This window comes from Neisseria sp. P0019.S003, from assembly GCF_051957115.1.
GTDB lineage: Bacteria > Pseudomonadota > Gammaproteobacteria > Burkholderiales > Neisseriaceae > Neisseria > Neisseria flavescens_D.
On sequence record NZ_JBQCWT010000003.1, the window covers coordinates 103,220 to 120,403 of the forward strand.

A 17,184-nucleotide genomic window follows, 5' to 3' on the forward strand; every position below is an offset into this window, starting at 1 on the left:
AAGTTTATTATTGGTAATATTACAGAGTCAAGTAAATTTTTTAAACAAATTAATATGATTTTTTATATTGTTCAGTATGTTAATTTATTTATATTTTTTGCAATTTGTATTTCCGTTTTTTGGGTTGTGGTTTTTAGTTTAAAATTTGGAGTATGAGAATGCCAAACGCTGGATTTAGTTTTTTAAATATTGCACGCGAAAATGGATTAAGTACTGCTGATGCGATTCAAAATGCTAATAATATTCAGAAATATTTAGCCACGCCTGAAGCAGATAGAAATTCATTGGATGGCCTTGATGCTGCAATCGCAGCCTTATCTTTCGCCGCTACAAGTGCTGCTATGGGAGCTTCTGTAGCCAATGCAGGTCTCTCTGGTAATGCAAATGCAGCTGGTGCTATGTTGACGGGAGCTGCATATCAATTGAATAGGGCAGTTGCTTCAGCTTCTATGGCTGCAACTTATGCATATTTGAAGAGTAGTAGGTATCTTCAAATAAGCGTATAGTTCCAAATATCACAAATCCATCATCACAACCTTAGGAGTTCAAACCATGAAACCTGTTTTGTTTGCCGCGCTGATTTCCTGTTTCTCCGTTGCTGCATATGCGGCTTGTACCGACAGCCAGCAACAGTGCGTGATTTATAAAAACGGCAACGTCGCGACAGAAGGCGGCTGTACAGTCAGCAAGTGCCAAAGTGCCGATGCGCAAGTGTTGAAATGGAAGTTGAAAAACGGCAAAGGCGTGACCGTTGAAATCGGAAAAAACGGTAAGGTTTTGGTGAACAAGAAACCGGGTGCGAAAGCGAACAACAGCAATGCGTCAGGCATGGGTTTGACATGCTATGTCGCCGATGCGGACAAACGCGAACAGTTCTGCTCGACCAATTATTGATTGGATTGTTGCTTTGATTAAAGGCCGTCTGAAAAGTGTTTCAGACGGCCTTGATGTTTATCCTTCCGATATTTTTTTATTGAGAAAGTCGATAAAGCTGCGCACTTTCGCACTGAGAAATGCCCTGTCGACATAGGTGGCGTTCAGTTGGTCTGTCCAGATGGTGTAATCGGGCAGAAGTTGGATCAATGTGCCGTCCTTCAATTCCTGCTGAACCGCCCAAAGGGGCTGATAGCCTATGCCTGCGCCTGCTTTAATCAGCTCGCGTATCATCAGCGTGTTGTCACTGCGGATAACGGGGGAGAGGTGGAGAATGGCTTTTTCTCCGGTGTGGCGGTGGGTAATTTCCCAGTTTTGTTGACTGGTATAGGAGGGCAGGATGGCTTGGTGCTGCATGACGGCTTCGGGTGTATCGGGTGTGCCGTGTCGGGCGAGATAGTCGGGGGCGGCAAGCAAGACAAACTCGATTTTGGCCAGCGGTTTGACGATCAGCGAAGGGGAGGGGGTTTTGGAAACACGCAAGGCGAGGTCGAAACCTTCGGCGATGAGGTCGATATGGCGGTTGTCGAGGACGAGGTCGAGTGTAACTTTGGGATAATGCTGGCGGTATTCGGCCAACCATGCGCTCATATTGCCGCCTGCAAACCACAGGGGCATGGTAACGCGCAACATACCTTGCGGCGTGTCGGCGCCGCCTGCCGCTTTTTGGGCAGCGGTGTCCAAGGTATCCAGCGCGTAGCTGCATTGGCGGTAGTATTCTTCGCCTGCTTCGGTCAGGTGGAGGTTGCGGCTGTTGCGGTGTAAGAGCTTGGCTTGAATGGTGTTTTCCAGATGGCTGACGTGTTTGCTGGCCATGGCGGTGGAGATGTCGAGCTGATCGGCGGCACGGGTAAAACTGCCGCTTTGAACAACTTGGCGGAAAACTTTCAGGCTGAATAGGGTATCCATGATTTCTTATTAGGAAACGTTGTATCAATAATTTGAGTATATATCTCTTACTGGGAATTATCTATACTGCACTTATTGAAATTGCTCCCTACCTCTTTCAGGTAGCCATTAAAATAAGGATTATTAAGATGTCAGCCCTCAAATCATTCCAACCTGTTGTATTGTCTGTCTTGCGTATTGTTACGGCGTATCTGTTTTTGCTGCATGGCACGGCCAAGTTTTTCAGTTTTCCGATGTCTATGGGCGGTGCGCCGGAAGGCTTGATGCTGGTGGCCGGTATTTTGGAAATTGTTGGCGGTATCTTATTGATATTGGGCCTGTTTACGCGTCCGGCCGCGTTTGTTTTGTCGGGTCAGATGGCAGCCGCCTACTTTATGGCGCACGCGTCTTTTGGTAATGTTTTGTTTCCATTGGCCAACCATGGCGAATCTGCCGTTTTGTTCTGCTTCGTGTTTTTGTATCTGGCAGTAGCCGGTGGCGGAGCGTGGGCTTTGGATAACGCTTTTGGTAAAGATAAAGATTAATTTAAGGAAAAGATCATGACTTATTCTGTTTTGCAACAAGCTGCTGAAACCCGTCGTTCTATCTATGCATTGAACAACACCCTGCCCCTGTCCAATGAGGAAGTAACCAAAATCATCGAACACGCCGTTTTGCATACGCCGTCTTCTTTCAATTCGCAATCTGCCCGAGTAGTCGTATCGTTTGGCAAAGAACATGCCAAAGTGTGGCATTTTGTTGAAGAAGCGTTGCGTGCGGTTGTTCCTGCTGAGCAGTTTGAAGCCACTGCACAAAAACTGAACTTGTTTAAAGCAGGTGCGGCGACAGTTTTGTTCTTTGAAGATCAAGATGTTATCAAAGGCTTGCAAGAGCAGTTCCCATCTTATGCGGCCAACTTCCCGATCTGGGCGGATCAGGCAAATGCCATGGTTCAATATGCTGTGTGGACAACATTGGCGGCTGCCGGTATCGGCGCCAATCTGCAACACTACAATCCACTGCCTGATGCGGCCATTGCCAAAGAATGGAACTTGCCGGAAAGCTGGTTGTTGCGTGCGCAAATGGTGATTGGCGGTATCGCGGCTTCAGCCGGTGAAAAAGCCTTCCAACCAATCGAAGGCCGTCTGAAAGTATTTGGCGCATAAATGAAGTAATGTTTTAAACAAAGGGCGCGATGTTTGCGCACTTTTTGAAATACCAAAATTAAAAAGGCCGTCTGAAAACAGTTTCAGACGGCCTTTTATCTATGCCATGAAATCAACCTCGGCGCCAAGTCGTACCGCCGGCGTTGTCTTCCAGAATGATTTTGTGTTCGTTCAGAAGGTCGCGGATGCGGTCGGATTCCGCCCAGTTTTTATCCGCGCGCGCCTGTTTGCGTCGGGCGATCAAATCGTCGATTTCCTCGTTGGACAGGCCGTCTGAAACAGCACCGCCTTGCAGAAACTCAATCGGATCGCGTTGCAACAGACCGATGATGCCACCCAAAGCTTTCAGGCAGCCGGCGAGGTGCGCATCATTGGTTTTGTTCACTTCGCCTGCCAGCTCAAACAACACGGCAACCGCTTCGACCGTGCCGAAATCGTCGTTCATGGCGGCGTAGAAGCGGCGGGTGTAGTCGTTAGCGTTTTCAGACAAATCAAACTCAGCCGCTGGTGTGTTTTTCAACGTGGTGTACAGACGGGTCAGCGCGCCTTTTGCGTCGTCCAAATGCGCGTCGGAGTAGTTCAACGGGCTGCGGTAGTGGGCGCGCAGGATGAAGAAACGCACGACTTCGGGATCGTATTGTTTCAACACTTCGCGGATGGTGAAGAAGTTGCCCAGCGATTTGGACATTTTTTCGCCGTCCACGCGGATAAAGCCGTTGTGCAGCCAGTATTTGACGTGGCTGGTGATGCTTCGACCGTGGTGGGTTTGCGCGTGGTCGTGGCCGCAGGTATGTCCTGTCGCGCCGACACTTTGGGCGATTTCGTTTTCGTGGTGCGGGAATTGCAAATCCGCGCCGCCACCGTGAATATCGAAGGTGTCGCCGAACAGGTTTTCACTCATGGCAGAGCATTCGATGTGCCAACCCGGACGACCATTGCCCCACGGGCTTTCCCATGCCGGCTCGCCTGCTTTGGCCGCTTTCCACAACACAAAATCAAGCGGATCGCGTTTGAAACCGTCCACTTCCACGCGTTCGCCTGCGCGCAGGTCGTCCAACGATTTGCCCGACAATTGACCGTAAGCGGCAAACTCGCGCACGGCGTAGTAAACGTCGCCGTTTGCGGCAGGGTATGCCTTACCGTTTTGAATCAAGGTTTCAATCATGGCAATCATTTGCGGGATATTTTCCGTCGCCTTCGGCTCGATGTCGGGACGCAACACACCCAAAGCATCGGCATCTTCATGCATGGCCTGAATGAAACGCGCAGTCAGCTCGCCGATGGTTTCGCCGTTTTCAGCCGCACGGGCGATGATTTTGTCGTCGATGTCGGTAATGTTGCGCACATAAGTGAGCGGATAACCGCACTCGCGCAGCCAGCGGGCAATCATATCGAACACAACCATCACACGGGCATGGCCTAAGTGGCAATAGTCGTAAACAGTCATGCCGCAAACGTACATACGCACGTTTTTAGGGTCGATGGGGGTGAAGGGTTCTTTTTGACGGGTAAGGGTGTTGTAGATGGTGGTCATGAGGTTTCGCTAAAGGTTGTCGTTTGGTGTAGAGGCCGTCTTAATCATACTTTAACGGCGTTTATAAATTGAATACGGTTATAGAATTCTAAAACAAATTTATGGCTGTGTCCGTTGCTACTTTATCGTTTGATTTTTGAAAAAAGGAGAATGCTGCTTACCGAAAGGGCAGGTATAAAACCCGCCCTATGTTTTGTATTTTCAGACGGCCTGTGGATAAAAAAGGCCGTCTGAAATTTTTTACTCCGGTTTAAACACGCCAGTATCCGTTTTAGGCTGCTGCTCGGCAATTTCGGCTTTTGCCACTGCCTGTTCCGCTTCTGCTTTTTCGGCTTCGATGCGTTTTTTCTCGGTTAGGTATTGGTTGATTTGGTGTACCAATTCCTGCGTACCTTGGTGGGTTAGTGCGCTGATTTGGAAGAGGCGCGGGGTTTCCATGTCGAATTGGAAGCGGTCATCGGGTTTGGGGTAATCCCAGCCGATGGCTTCGAGGAAGGCGGCGCTACGCGCTTGGGCTTCTTCTTCATCAAGCATATCGAGTTTGTTCAGAACCAGCCAGCGTGGTTTGTCGTAGAGCTCTTCGTCGTATTTGCGCAATTCGTTGATGATGGCGAGGGCTTCTTCGGCGGGGTTGACGGTTTCGTCAAAAGGAGCCAAATCGACGACGTGCAACAGCAGGCCGGTGCGCGATAAGTGTTTGAGGAAGCGGTGGCCAAGGCCTGCGCCTTCTGCTGCGCCTTCAATCAGGCCGGGGATGTCGGCCATGACGAAGCTGTGGTTTTCGTCGATGCGCACGACGCCCAAGTTTGGATGCAGGGTGGTGAAGGGGTAGTTGGCGATTTTGGGGCGTGCGGCGGATACGGCGGTAATCAGGGTGGATTTGCCGGCGTTGGGCATGCCTAACAAGCCGACGTCGGCGAGGACTTTAAGCTCGAGTTGCAGGGAACGGGTTTCGCCTTCTTCGCCGGGAGTGGATTGTTTGGGCGCGCGGTTGACGGAGGATTTGAAGTGGATGTTGCCCAAGCCGCCTTTGCCGCCTTTGGCAAGGCAGACGCGCTGGCCATGGTAAGTCAGGTCGGCGACGATTTCGTCTGTATCGAGGTCGCGGATGAGGGTGCCGACGGGCATTTTGAGGACGATGTCGTCCGCACCTGCGCCGTAGCGGTCGGAACCGTGGCCTTTTTCGCCGTTTTGGGCTTGGTAGCGTTTGACGAAGCGGTATTCGACGAGGGTGTTGGTGTTTTCGTCGGCTTCTGCCCAAACGCTGCCGCCTTTGCCACCATCGCCGCCGTCAGGGCCGCCGCGCGGTACGAATTTTTCGCGGCGGAAACTGGTTGCGCCATTACCGCCTTTGCCTGCGGCGACTTCGATTTTTGCTTCGTCGATGAATTTCATGATGTTCTCTTATGGGTATTCGGTTGTTCCAGACGGCCTTTGTTAATAGAGGAGCTTGGTGTCTGAACGGATAAAATGTTGCTTATTATAAAGGATATTTCGGTTTTAAGCCGTCTGAAATATGGTTTCAGACGGCCTTGGATTTATTGGGCGAGGGCTTGGTCGATTTCTTGGTAGAGTTGGGTGAAATTGGGTTCGCCAACGTAGGTTTTGAGGATGTTACCGTTTTTGTCGATCAGGACAGAAGTCGGGTAAACCTGTGTGCCAAAGGCTTTTGCGGCAGTTTTGTCGGCATCGTACATGACGGTGAAAGGAAGGCCGTATTCTTTGACGTACTGATGGACGCTCTCAATAGGGTCGATGGGCTGGGCAATGCCGAGGACTTGGAAATTTTTGCCTTGATAATCTTGGGCGGTTTTGATGATTTTAGGCATCTCGCTCACGCAGCCGGGGCAGGAGGGAAACCAGAAGTTGATGAGGGTAACTTTGTCTTTCAAATCGGCGTTGGTAATGGTTTTGCCTTGCAGGTCGGGCAGGGCGAAATCAGGGGCAGCTTTGTTGCTGGGGATAAGGACAAAGGCAAGAAGCGCGCCAATTGTGGCAATGACAAGGAGTGTGAGTATTTTTTTCATGATTCGAGATTTTGAATTGCGTGTGCTAAGGTTTGGGGAACGCTGATGCTGCGGCCGCTTTCGCTGCTGACGGGCATAAGGGTAACTTCGGCTTCGATGGCGGCTTTGCCGTTGGGCAGGGTTGCGGTTTGGCTGAGGATGATGTGGCGTGTGCCGATGTCTTTCAGACGGCCTGTGAAGGTTAAAACATCGCCTTCAAGCGACGGGCGGCGATAGCGGATATCGACACGTGCAACAACGAGCATGATGTCTTTGAGTTCGGACAGAAGGTCATGCTCTTGAAAAAACGTCCAGCGCGCTTCTTCGAGAAATTCGAGATAGCGCGCATTGTTGACGTGGCCGTAGCCGTCGAGGTGGTAGTTGCGGACGGTCAGTTTCATCAGTTGAGATTGATGGGTTGGAACTCTTCACGTGCGATTGGTTCGTGTTCAAGGTCGGTAATTACGGTGGAGAGTTGGATGTCGAACCATTCGTTGAAAATGTCGGCGTCCAAATCCGGCCATTCGCTTTCGTCTTCGCACCAGTCGGCCAATTCGGCAGCAAAAATATCTTCAAAACGCGCTTCGATTTCGTCCCATACTTCGTCGGCGGTTTCGCACGGGCGAACGAGGTAGGAATTGGCATCGGCTTGGATATCTTCAAGCGTCAGGCCGTCTAGGTGATTGCCGGGCAGGGATTTCAGCCAGTTCCAAAAAGGATCGAGGGGGATAAGCAGGAAGACGCTGCGGTTGACTTCGTACATGGTGTTTTCCTTGGTTTCTGTATAGTTGAATGATATAGCAAAGGTGGTAGACTGGCTATCTTTTGGGGGATAAAGGCCGTCTGAATTTCAGACGGCCTTTATTTTTGGGAACAATCAGGGGTTTTCTGATGGTGTTTGATACAGGGTTTGGGGATTGGCTGTATCGGGGATTTCTGCCGGAGCGGTTTGGGGTGTTGCTACCGGTTCGGAAGTGGCATTGCTGTCCACCAAGTCATCGATGTCGATGTTGTCGTCTTCGCTTTGAGGGAGCGTGCCGCCGGTTTGTTGGGTGCGGACTTTCATGTAAAGGTCGCGTGTGTAGCTGTATTTGTCGATGGCTGCGCCTTCGAGGCTGTCGGTCAGGTCGAGGAGCTCTTCTCGGGTGTTGATGGCTTGCAGGCCGGTTGTGCCCCAGCGTCCTGCTCTGGTGTGGAAGACGGCGTTTTTAACCGGATAGATGGTGGTGACGGCGTTGCCGACGGTATCGCGTACGGTAGACGGGCCGAGTAGGGGGACGACGAAGTAGTTGCTGTTTTTCCAGCCCCATGAGGCGAAGGTGTCGCCGAGGGTGTTTTTATTGCTGGGTACGCCGCCTGCACCGGCTACGTCGATTAAACCGCCAAGGCCGAAGGTGGTGTTGATGCCTACACGGACGAGGTCTTCGCTGGCGCGTTTGACGTCAAGGCGCAGAACGTTGCTGCCGAAGCTGACGACATCGCGCAGGTTGTTGAAGAAGTTGCTCACGCCGGTACGCACCGGTTTGGGCGTTACTTTGCGATAACCGCGTGCGACAGGGGAAAGGACGTATTTGTCTGCTTTGTCGTTGAACTTGGAAACGGTACGGTTGTAGCCTTCGTAAGGGTCGGCCGGATTGCGTTCGGCAAGTGTGGGAGCGGAGGCAAGGCTGATGATGAGGCAAAGGGAAGCGGTGGTTTTTTTCATGATTGCAACCAGTCTTTGATTTCGTAAAGTTCGGCCAGTGCGCGGACGGAATCGGGAATGTTTTGAATGGTCGGTTTTTTGTCTGTCCGGCGCAGAGCGTTGAGCAGCAGGGAAACGCAGGCTGAATCTGCTTTGCCTACTTGGCTGAAGTCTATGTTGTCTGTTTCTTTCAGACGGCATTGTTGTTCGTAGCGCGCAAAGGCGGAGGCAGTCAGGGTTTTGACGGTAACGTCGCCGCTGATGTAGAGCGTGCCGTTGCGGATTTCTGTTTGCATGGTGTCTTTATGATGTAAGGCACCATGCCATCTGAAGATCAGGCGGCATGGTGCGGGGGTGGATTATTTGCCGCCGTTTTTGGCTTTCAAATCGGCAATCAGGCCGTCGATGCCTTTGGCTTTGATGGTTTCGCCGAATTGGTTGCGGTATACGGTAACCAAGCTTGCGCCTTCGACTGCGACATTATATGCGCGGTATTTGCTGCCGCTTTGGTAGGTGGTGAAGTCCATGTTGACCGGTTTTTGGCCGGAAACGTTGATTTCGGCGCGGACGACGATTTCTTTACCGCCTTTGTTTACGACTGGGTTGTCTTTGATGTTGACCTTGGCGTTTTTGAATTTCAGCATGGTGCCGGAGTAGGTGCGGATCAGCAGGGTTTGGAACTCTTTAGTCAACGCTTGTTTTTGTGCGTCAGTTGCAGTACGCCATGGGTTGCCGACGGCCAAAGCGGTCATGCGTTGGAAGTCGAAGTAAGGGATGGCGTAGGCTTCAGCTTTTTGGCGTGCAGTGTTGGCATCGCCGCTGTTGAGGATTTTCAGCACTTGAACGGAGTTTTCACGGACTTGGTTGACTGCGTCGGCAGGAGAGGCAAATGCCATGCTGATGCTCAATACGCCGATGCTCAATGCGCTGATGAAGGAAGTTTTTTTCATGGGAGTGTCCTGAATATTGAGTGGATATGTGTTTATTGTTTGTTTTGACCGGCAGATTCACCATCTGCGTTTTTCTCGGCAAAGCTGGTCATGAATTTGCCGATAAGGTTTTCCAAAACCATGGCGGAGCTGGTGACGGTAATGGTGTCGCCTGCTGCCAAAGAATCGGTATCGCCGCCTTGTTGCAGGCCGATGTATTGTTCGCCCAACAAGCCTGAAGTCAGGATTTGTGCGGAAACGTCGCTGCTGAACTGATATTGGCTGTCCAGATTGAGGGCGACTTTTGCCTGATAGGATTTAGGGTCGAGCTGAATAGAGGCAACGCGACCCACCAGTACGCCTGCGGATTTGACTGGCGCGTTGGTTTTCAAGCCGCCGATGTCGCTGAAATCGGCATAGACGGTGTAGGTTTGAGAGGATTTGCCGAACGATTGTCCGCCGGCGGCGCGGAAGGCGAGAAAGCCGATAGCGGCCGCGCCCAATAAGACAAACAGTCCTACCCAAAATTCCAAAGCATTTTTTTTCATGTGCTATTGTCCTTGTTTCATTCTTTTCAAGTGTCGTTTCAGACGGCCTTTAGTCGGTAAACATACACGCGGTCAACATAAAGTCGACGGCGAGGATGGTCAGGGCGGAAGACACTACTGTGCGTGTACTGGCGCGCAAAATACCTTCGGAAGTCGGTACGCAGTGGAAGCCCTGATGTACGGCGATTAACGTAACGGCTACGCCGAAAGCGGCGGATTTGATTAAGCCGTTGAGTACGTCGTAATGGAAGGTAATGTTGTTTTGCATTTGCGACCAGAAAATACCGCCGTCCAAACCCAGCCATTCGACGCCGACCAAATACGCGCCGTAAATACCGGCAACGTTGAAAATCGAAGCCAACAAAGGCATGGAAAACACGCCTGCCCAAAAGCGTGGCGCAACCACGCGTGCCACAGGATCGACCGCCATCACGTTCATTGCTTCAAGCTGCTCGGTGGTTTTCATCAAGCCGATTTCGCTGGTCATGGCACCGCCCGCGCTGCTGGCAAACAGAATCGCCGCCAATACAGGACCCAATTCGCGCAACAGGGAAGCGGCAACCATATAACCCAAAATATCGGCGGATTTGAATTTTGCCAGCTGCGTATAGCCTTGCAAGCCCAATACCATGCCGACAAACAGGCCGGACACAGCAACGATCAGGACAGACAACACGCCTGCAAAGTAAACCTGGCGGATGCTCAGGCGCGGGCGGGCAAACGCCGTACCTGATTTGGCCAGGATCTGCAGGAAAAACAGCGTAATGCTGCCCAGCGATTGGATGAAGCCGAGGGTTTTTGCCCCGACGGAACGGATAAAATTCATAGATTTCAGTTGATTGGTTAAATGGTTTTCAGACGGCCTTGTTTAAGTTTCAGGCCGTCTGAACATCAGCCCAGCAAGTCTTGTTTTAAAGTCGTTTGCGCCGGATAGCGGTAGGCGACGGGGCCGTCTGCCAAACCGCCGACAAACTGGCGTACCCAAGGCGAGTCGAGTTCGCGCATTTCTTCGGGTGAGCCGGAGAACATGATTTCGCCGTGTGCCAGGAAAATCACTTGATCGACGATTTCCAGTGATTTTTCGATGTCGTGCGTTACCATTACGCTAGTGGAGCGCAGGGCTTTGTTGGCGCGGCTGATGAGGTGGGCGATGACGCCCAGCGAAATCGGGTCGAGGCCGGTGAAAGGCTCGTCGTACAACATGATTTCAGGGTCGAGCGCAATTGTACGCGCGAGGGCGACGCGGCGCGACATACCGCCGGAAAGCTCGGAAGGCATCAGGTTTTCAACACCGCGCAAACCGACTGCATTCAGTTTCAACACCACCAAATCGCGGATGACCGCTTCGGGCAAATCTGTCAGCTCGCGCATGGGGAAGGCGATGTTGTCGAAGACGGATAAGTCGGTGAACAATGCGCCGTGTTGGAACAAAACGCCCATGCGGCGGCGGTGTTCGTACAGCTCCTGCGCTGAAAATGCGGCCAAATCACGCCCTTCAATCAGCACTTTGCCCGATTGCGGGCGGATTTGACCCGTAATCAGGCGCATCAGCGTGGTTTTACCGCTGCCTGAACCACCCATTACGGCGGCGAAATTGCCTTGTGGAATGCTGAAGTTGATGTTGTTCAGAATAGGACGGTCGCCATATGCGAAGGCAACGTCTTTCATTTCGATGAAGGGTGTGGAACTCATGCAGGAGAGGGGTGTCGAAAAATGTATTTTAATTACGAGTATTGTAAAGGGTATTGGATATTCGGGCAATTTTCAGACGGCCTGCGCTTAGGAATAACGGGTAAAAACGTGTGAAAGAATGCAGAAGCGTTGGTGCTACGGTCGTTTTGTCGTATGTTGTGTCAAACATACAGACAGATGTGTAGGTATATAAAGAAGCGGGCAAACATGCCCGCCTTATTTTTAATATTTCTGCAAACCTTCTACCTTGATTTCTTTTGCATTGGCATTGATGAAGGCTTGAGTTGCTTTCATCGTGGCTTGAATGCGTGGATCGTTCCAGCGCACGATTTGGTTGTTTTCATCGCGCTTGTCCGACCAGATAATCACGCCGTCGGTGTATTTTTTGCTGATTTCAAGCATTTTGCGCCAGCGGACGGGGTCGATGAATTGTTTGAAATAAGGGCTGTTGGTGGCCGAATAATATTGCGGCCAGATGTAGCCGATGATTTTTTTGTTGGGAAAGCGTTGGTGGATGTCATCAACGGCGGTTTTCACGTCTTTTTCCCATTGCACCAAATCGGGGGAAGTGATGTAGAACACAGGATTGGCATAGTCGCTGATGGCGGCGGTGGGCGCACGGCGTTTGCTGACTTGCCGCCATTTGGCCAAGATGGCTTCGTTGTCAACGTTGGGGCGGTAGTGGCGGATGCCGTGCAGGTGTTCGGAGGGCATGCCGTAGTTGCTGATGAAGGCGCGCGGGTTTTCTTCTCTGAAGATTTGGTACATCCGCGCGAAGTCGGTTTTCAATTCGTCGGGTGTCAGCAGCTGGCCGTCTTTTTCGGCAAACCAGCTTTCGATGTCGGTAGAAATGGTACGGTAGCCTTCGCGGCGCGATTGTTTGGCCAATTCACGGATGCGCGCTTCGTTGAGTACGCCGTGTTTGCGTTTGCCCGTCGGATCGGGTTTGACCAGCTCGCTTTCGTAAACCAAGAACACTTTGGAGAGTTTGTCGGCAGTAAGGTCGGGTTTGCCGACATAGTCCATGCGGTCGTAGATAATGAAATCTTTGGCATGGACGGAGAGGGCGGTCAATAAGAGGACGAGGGGCAAAAGGCGGTTGGGTTTCATGTTTTTAGGTAGATAAGGGAAAAGGGCCATTGTACGGGAAGCGGTGTTAAAGTGAGTCAAAGGCCGTCTGAAAGGATAAAAGTTCTTTCAGACGGCCTTTGTTGGACTGGGAATGTTCAGTTTTGAGGCTGGTGTGATTTATTGCATCGCAGTTTTTTCCAGCAATAGGAAAGTTTCGGTTTTGTTGCGCGGTCTTGCGCCTTGCCACAAGGTTTGCCAACCCGAAGGTGCGCCGATGTTGGCGGCTTGGCGGATAAGGCGGTAGCGGCAGGATGGGTTGTCGGTCGTGGTTTTAATATGGCTGTATTGTGTCCACGCGATGCGTGTGCGCTGGTCTTGGCCGTCGATGCTGATACATTCGAGGCCGTCTGAAAGTTTCTGTTTCAATTCGGAAGAAAGCGCGGCTTCCATTTGGTGTACTACCGGCGCATGGCTTTTGGCGGCGTTGAGCCACGGTAAAAACAGGGTCATTAGTAAAGCCCAAGCCAAGGTAACGCCGGCCGCCCAGTTGGTCACGGCTTGGCGGCCGCGGATGTTTTTACGCGTAATCGCCCAGAGCCATAACGGGGTAAACAGCAGGGCGACGGCCATTGGAATCGGGTCGATGTCGGGGATGTAATACGGGCTGAAATAGGCGGCACGTTCGGCCAGTTTGGCAGGCCAGCCGTAGTTCATGGCGAAGAAGCCCAGCCACAGGAAGACGGCAATCAGACCGAATGCCATGATGCCGAACCAGTTGATAAATGCCACTGCACCGCGACGCAGTCCGTCCAGTTGTGCCGCGCCGAGCAGGGCGAGTGGCGGCAACAGCCAAACGAGGTTGTCTTGTAGGCGTTGCGGGTTGATGGCGAGCAGGGCTGTCATGATAACCAGCCACGACAGGCTCAGAATGCCCCAGTTTTTATCGTGGATACGCGTGCGGCTGAGCGTCCATGCTGCCAGCGGCCAAGCAGGCAGGGTAAACCACAGCAGGTTTTTCAGATAATAGGGCAGGTTGAAGGCCGTCTGAATCTGATGGAAACCGCCGAATATGCCTAAGGAATAATGGTTGAACCAAATATCAAACCATTCTGGATTGGTTTTGGATAAAACCAGCGGATACAGAATCAGCAGGGGCAGGGAAACGACGATGGTGCCAATCAGAGTCAGCAGATAGCGTTTGCTTTGCCAAGTGGAATGGAACGACAGGGCAAGTGCCAAAAACATCATGGCCGCGGTCAGCAGATAGCCTGAGGATAGGGAGAGTAAAACCCAGCCGCCGCACAACAGCAAAATGGCAATAATGACGCGGCGGCGTGCCAGTGAAAAGCCGCACAGAATCAATCCAAACGCTGCAAAAGCGGCCGACATGGGATTGAGGAAGTGGGCGATGGGCAGCAAACCGATGCTGCCGATAAGGATTAAGACAACGCTGCGGCCGTGGTGTCTGCCGAGAAAGTTGAAACCGGCAAAACCGCAGGCGGTCAGTCCGATGGCGGTAAATACCACGCCGGCAAAACGTGCGGCATCATAGGCATCGGCCGCCCAAGGCGAAAACAGGGTTTGGAATGCGGTTGCCGCCCATAAAAAAGCAGGGGAGATGGTGAAATCGGGTTGGCCGAAGATTTGCGCAACCAGCAGGCTGCCGCCGTTTTTCATGGATTCGGAGGCGGTAAAGAGGGAGGGTTCGGCAGGGTTCCATAAGTCATGCGAGAACACGCCCGGCCACAGCCAAGCAAAGGCCATTAGCAGCAGAAGCCATGGTTTTTCATGGGTTTTTTGGGGGCGGCGCGGATCGGGCGGTGTGTAAGTCAGCATGGAAGGTCAAAAAACGGTTGGTTTGAATAGCAATGGTACAGGGTTTGACGGGTTTGCGCGACATGCCGGACCGGAGAGCTTTGTAAAATAATGCTGACGGCTCGTTTTTATCGGGTGTTTGGAATGATATGGCATTCGGTTGACGACAAAAGGCTCAGGACGTCTGAAAGAAATGTTTCAAACGGCCTGAATGCAAAAAAGACTGCACGAAGCAGTCTTTTTGACAAAGCGGCAATTAGCGTTTGAACAGGTTGCCGAATTTGTTGTTGAATTTGTCCACACGACCGGTAGTGTCGACGATTTTTTGAGTACCGGTGTAGAAAGGGTGGCACAGAGAGCAAACCTCAACGTTGAAGCTGTCTTTTTCCATTGCAGATTTGGTCACGAATTTGTTGCCGCAAGAGCAGGTAACGTTGATTTCGTGGTAGTTCGGGTGAATACCTTGTTTCATTTGATTTCCTTTCGATTAAGCGGGCACAGGGATTTTGCCTGTACTTCAGTTAAGCGTGGAATTTTCGCTATTTTTGGCTGTTTCGTCAAGAGGATATTTTGTAGCAGGGCAGTTTCGCAACAGACAAGAACAGTTTAGAATAGACTCTCGAACCAAACATTATGCGGTCAGATTGTAATCTCACTGAAAAGAGGATGTAAAACCTCCTCTAGATGTGAAACTTTAAGAAGAATAATAGTCTGAATAATATTTACGCTTGTACGAACAGGAGACGGAATCAATGTGGAAAAGGATATTGACGTGCATTTTGCGTGTTTGGGGAGGAATGTTGCCTCCGTCTTATTGCAAACCATTCGGCCGGATTGCGCAAAAATTCCGTGCTGCTTTGGCTGCGTGCATTTCTCCAAACATCGGTAAAAACGTCAATATTGAAAAAGGCGGATACGTCTTTCCGGATACAGTAGTCGGCGATAATTCGGGCATCGGCGTAAATTGCGAAATCTGCCGCGGTTTGACCCTCGGCAAGAACGTGATGATGGGGCCGGAATGCCTGTTTTATTCGACCAACCACAAATTCAACCCTGAAACCCGCAGCTTTGAAGGCTATACGGACATCCGCCCGATTGTGATTGAAGACGATGTCTGGATTGGTCGGCGTGCGATTATCATGGGCGGCGTTACCATCGGCAAGGGCGCGGTAATCGGCGCAGGTTCGGTGGTGACCAAAGATGTGCCGCCTTATTGCGTGGCTGCGGGCAATCCTGCGATTGTTCGGAAAAATCTGCTCGATGAGCAAGAGCTTGCAGCCGAATAGCGTAAACAAAATAGCAAAATAAAAGGCCGTCTGAAATTCAGACGGCCTTTTTTCAATAGTGCTTAAGCGGCAATTTTTTCGCATTCTTTAATGCAAGCCAAGCAAGATTCGTAGCAGGCTTTGCACTCGGCGTGGTGGCCGGCGTGTTCTTTGCAGGCGGCAGCACATTGTTTGCAGGCTTCGATGCATACTTTCGCCAAAGACGGAGTCAGGCGTGAATTTTGGGCGGCAAGGTTTTGCAAGGTGCCGCACAGTGCCAACATTTGGTTAACGCCGGTTGCGCAGTCTTTCATGGAAGTATCGCCTGTGCTCAACAGGGCAATGCAGTGTGCCAAACAGATTTGACCGGCTTCAACGCAATGTGCGGCGGCTTTGCGCGCAGCTTCGTAGGCGCGTGGTGCAGAATGTGCGTGACCGGCATGGTGTGCATGGCCGGCATGGTCGTGAGCGCGGGCGAAAGAAGCGGCGGCGGTGAGAGAGACAGCAGCGGCGCTGCCGATAAATTGACGACGGTTCATCATAGTTTCCTTTTTGCTTTGTAGAAATATCGGACGAATTATTTCATCCGTTATTAAAAGGTTATCATGTTATTCGTTTTTAAACAACAGGCCGTCTGAAGGTATCGATAGCACGTTCAGACGGCCTGTTGTTAGATATGATATTTGTTTAAATCAATCACAAATCGGATAGCTGAAATACGGTCAAGTGACTTTTTGCCGAGAAAATAGTCGGTTTATTCTGCCAACAATTCTTCCGGTTTGACTTTCTCGCCATACACGGGCAAGAGGGTTTTTTCATAGGCGGCTTTCAGACGGCCGTCTTTTTTCATGGCGGCGATTTCGCCGTTGACCCAGTTCAGGAGGTCGGTGTTGCCTTTTTGAACAGCTGGGGCGATGAATTCGGCAGGGCCGAGGTTGCCGATGGCGACTTCAAAATTCGGGTTTTCTTTTGCCCATGCCCACAGCAGGGCGTTGTCGTGGGCGAGTGCTACTCCGCGGCCGTCTTTCAGTGCGTCGAAGGTTTCGGTATTTTGGTCGAATTTCAGCAGTTTGACTTCAGGATGGTTTTTGGTGAAGAAGGCGTCGGCGGTGGTGCCTTTGTTGACCAGAAGGGTTTGGTCTTTCAATTGCGCAACGTCGGTAATCGGTTTGTCTTTGGGGGAAACTACGCCCAAGGCCACTTTCATGTAAGGATCGGCGAAATCGACGGCCTCGGCGCGTTCGGGTGTTTTGGTGAAGTTGGCGAGGATGAGGTCGACTTTGCCGGAACGGACGTATTCGACGCGGTTTGCGGCCTCGGTCAGGACGAATTCGACTTTGTCGGGGCTGCCGAGCAGGTCTTTGGCCAGGTCTTTGGCGATTTCAACGTCAAAGCCTTGGTTTTTGCCGTTGGCGTCAACATAGCCGAACGGAGGCTTGTCGCCGAATACGCCGATACGGATGACGCCTTTTTCTTTGATGGAGGCAACGGTTGCCGCGCCACTGCTTTGTGAAGATTGGGCATCGCCGGAGCCGCCTCCGCAAGCAGTCAGGCCGACGGCGATGGCGGCGGAGGCGAGGAGGGCTTTGAATTTGGCATTCAATTGCATGAGTGTTTCCTTTTCAAATGTTTGGTTGAAAGTGGAGGCCGTCT

General features: G+C 51.5%; 22 protein-coding genes. 5 read left to right on the plus strand and 17 right to left on the minus strand.

What is annotated here, in order from left to right:
• Positions 1-158 precede the first annotated feature (158 nt).
• Together ACTHTS_RS05880 and ACTHTS_RS05885 are read left to right on the plus strand one after the other, a co-directional pair.
• The gene (locus ACTHTS_RS05880) at positions 159-506 is read left to right on the plus strand and encodes a hypothetical protein (protein WP_440369503.1); all 348 of its coding nucleotides are present in this window, start codon (positions 159-161) and stop codon (positions 504-506) included.
• Positions 507-552: 46 nt separating this feature from the next.
• Complete coding sequence (locus tag ACTHTS_RS05885) at positions 553-894, plus strand: hypothetical protein (RefSeq protein WP_440369504.1); 342 nt, start codon at positions 553-555, stop codon at positions 892-894.
• Between the two features lie 57 nt (positions 895-951).
• Here ACTHTS_RS05885 and ACTHTS_RS05890 read toward each other — a convergent pair whose 3' ends face one another.
• Positions 952-1,842, minus strand: a complete 891-nt coding sequence (locus tag ACTHTS_RS05890) for a LysR family transcriptional regulator (RefSeq protein WP_440369505.1) — start codon at positions 1,840-1,842, stop codon at positions 952-954.
• A 128-nt stretch (positions 1,843-1,970) separates the two neighbouring features.
• Here ACTHTS_RS05890 and ACTHTS_RS05895 point away from each other — a divergent pair, with 128 nt between their 5' ends.
• Both ACTHTS_RS05895 and ACTHTS_RS05900 read left to right on the plus strand, forming a co-directional pair.
• Positions 1,971-2,366, plus strand: coding sequence for a DoxX family protein (locus tag ACTHTS_RS05895; RefSeq protein ID WP_440369506.1), 396 nt, complete (start codon positions 1,971-1,973; stop codon positions 2,364-2,366).
• A gap of 15 nt (positions 2,367-2,381) precedes the next feature.
• Positions 2,382-2,987 (plus strand): nitroreductase family protein, encoded by a 606-nt coding sequence (locus ACTHTS_RS05900; protein WP_440369507.1) that lies wholly within the window; start codon positions 2,382-2,384, stop codon positions 2,985-2,987.
• A gap of 112 nt (positions 2,988-3,099) precedes the next feature.
• Here the strand turns inward: ACTHTS_RS05900 and cysS are convergent, their stop codons facing one another.
• From cysS to rpmE, 14 genes are all read right to left on the minus strand, one after another.
• The gene (cysS, locus tag ACTHTS_RS05905) at positions 3,100-4,521 is read right to left on the minus strand and encodes a cysteine--tRNA ligase (protein ID WP_440369508.1); all 1,422 of its coding nucleotides are present in this window, start codon (positions 4,519-4,521) and stop codon (positions 3,100-3,102) included.
• 240 nt (positions 4,522-4,761) lie between these two features.
• On the minus strand, positions 4,762-5,916 hold the full coding sequence (gene obgE / locus ACTHTS_RS05910) for a GTPase ObgE (protein WP_440369509.1): 1,155 nt from the start codon (positions 5,914-5,916) through the stop codon (positions 4,762-4,764).
• Positions 5,917-6,059: 143 nt separating this feature from the next.
• Positions 6,060-6,548, minus strand: a complete 489-nt coding sequence (locus tag ACTHTS_RS05915) for a peroxiredoxin family protein (protein ID WP_293203755.1) — start codon at positions 6,546-6,548, stop codon at positions 6,060-6,062.
• On the minus strand, positions 6,545-6,928 hold the full coding sequence (locus ACTHTS_RS05920) for an acyl-CoA thioesterase (protein WP_293203756.1): 384 nt from the start codon (positions 6,926-6,928) through the stop codon (positions 6,545-6,547). The genes ACTHTS_RS05915 and ACTHTS_RS05920 overlap by 4 nt, the downstream gene beginning before the upstream one ends.
• Positions 6,928-7,290: a hypothetical protein gene (locus tag ACTHTS_RS05925; RefSeq protein WP_003681812.1), complete on the minus strand. Its 363-nt coding sequence runs from the start codon at positions 7,288-7,290 to the stop codon at positions 6,928-6,930. The genes ACTHTS_RS05920 and ACTHTS_RS05925 overlap by 1 nt, the downstream gene beginning before the upstream one ends.
• A gap of 114 nt (positions 7,291-7,404) precedes the next feature.
• The gene (locus ACTHTS_RS05930; protein WP_440369510.1) at positions 7,405-8,232 is read right to left on the minus strand and encodes an MlaA family lipoprotein; all 828 of its coding nucleotides are present in this window, start codon (positions 8,230-8,232) and stop codon (positions 7,405-7,407) included.
• Positions 8,229-8,507 (minus strand): STAS domain-containing protein, encoded by a 279-nt coding sequence (locus tag ACTHTS_RS05935; RefSeq protein WP_063069089.1) that lies wholly within the window; start codon positions 8,505-8,507, stop codon positions 8,229-8,231. The genes ACTHTS_RS05930 and ACTHTS_RS05935 overlap by 4 nt, the downstream gene beginning before the upstream one ends.
• 63 nt (positions 8,508-8,570) lie before the next feature.
• Complete coding sequence (locus ACTHTS_RS05940; protein ID WP_003681817.1) at positions 8,571-9,161, minus strand: MlaC/ttg2D family ABC transporter substrate-binding protein; 591 nt, start codon at positions 9,159-9,161, stop codon at positions 8,571-8,573.
• 32 nt (positions 9,162-9,193) lie between these two features.
• Positions 9,194-9,688 carry an outer membrane lipid asymmetry maintenance protein MlaD gene (gene mlaD / locus ACTHTS_RS05945; protein WP_003748012.1) on the minus strand — a complete coding sequence of 165 codons (495 nt, stop codon included), beginning with the start codon at positions 9,686-9,688 and terminating at the stop codon, positions 9,194-9,196.
• Positions 9,689-9,737: 49 nt separating this feature from the next.
• Complete coding sequence (gene mlaE / locus ACTHTS_RS05950; protein WP_440369511.1) at positions 9,738-10,514, minus strand: lipid asymmetry maintenance ABC transporter permease subunit MlaE; 777 nt, start codon at positions 10,512-10,514, stop codon at positions 9,738-9,740.
• A gap of 65 nt (positions 10,515-10,579) precedes the next feature.
• Positions 10,580-11,380 (minus strand): ABC transporter ATP-binding protein, encoded by an 801-nt coding sequence (locus tag ACTHTS_RS05955; RefSeq protein WP_070632722.1) that lies wholly within the window; start codon positions 11,378-11,380, stop codon positions 10,580-10,582.
• Between the two features lie 222 nt (positions 11,381-11,602).
• Entirely contained in the window at positions 11,603-12,490 is an 888-nt protein-coding gene (locus tag ACTHTS_RS05960) for a hypothetical protein (RefSeq protein WP_440369512.1), read from the minus strand.
• A gap of 138 nt (positions 12,491-12,628) precedes the next feature.
• Positions 12,629-14,287: an ArnT family glycosyltransferase gene (locus tag ACTHTS_RS05965; RefSeq protein ID WP_440369513.1), complete on the minus strand. Its 1,659-nt coding sequence runs from the start codon at positions 14,285-14,287 to the stop codon at positions 12,629-12,631.
• 235 nt (positions 14,288-14,522) lie between these two features.
• The gene (rpmE, locus tag ACTHTS_RS05970) at positions 14,523-14,738 is read right to left on the minus strand and encodes a 50S ribosomal protein L31 (protein WP_003681847.1); all 216 of its coding nucleotides are present in this window, start codon (positions 14,736-14,738) and stop codon (positions 14,523-14,525) included.
• 280 nt (positions 14,739-15,018) lie between these two features.
• On the opposite strand from rpmE, the gene ACTHTS_RS05975 reads away from it, so the two are divergent.
• Positions 15,019-15,552, plus strand: coding sequence for an acyltransferase (locus ACTHTS_RS05975; RefSeq protein WP_440369514.1), 534 nt, complete (start codon positions 15,019-15,021; stop codon positions 15,550-15,552).
• A gap of 62 nt (positions 15,553-15,614) precedes the next feature.
• Here ACTHTS_RS05975 and ACTHTS_RS05980 read toward each other — a convergent pair whose 3' ends face one another.
• Positions 15,615-16,070, minus strand: a complete 456-nt coding sequence (locus ACTHTS_RS05980) for a four-helix bundle copper-binding protein (RefSeq protein WP_440369515.1) — start codon at positions 16,068-16,070, stop codon at positions 15,615-15,617.
• A gap of 215 nt (positions 16,071-16,285) precedes the next feature.
• Positions 16,286-17,140: an amino acid ABC transporter substrate-binding protein gene (locus ACTHTS_RS05985; protein WP_070837101.1), complete on the minus strand. Its 855-nt coding sequence runs from the start codon at positions 17,138-17,140 to the stop codon at positions 16,286-16,288.
• Positions 17,141-17,184: the final 44 nt, after the last annotated feature.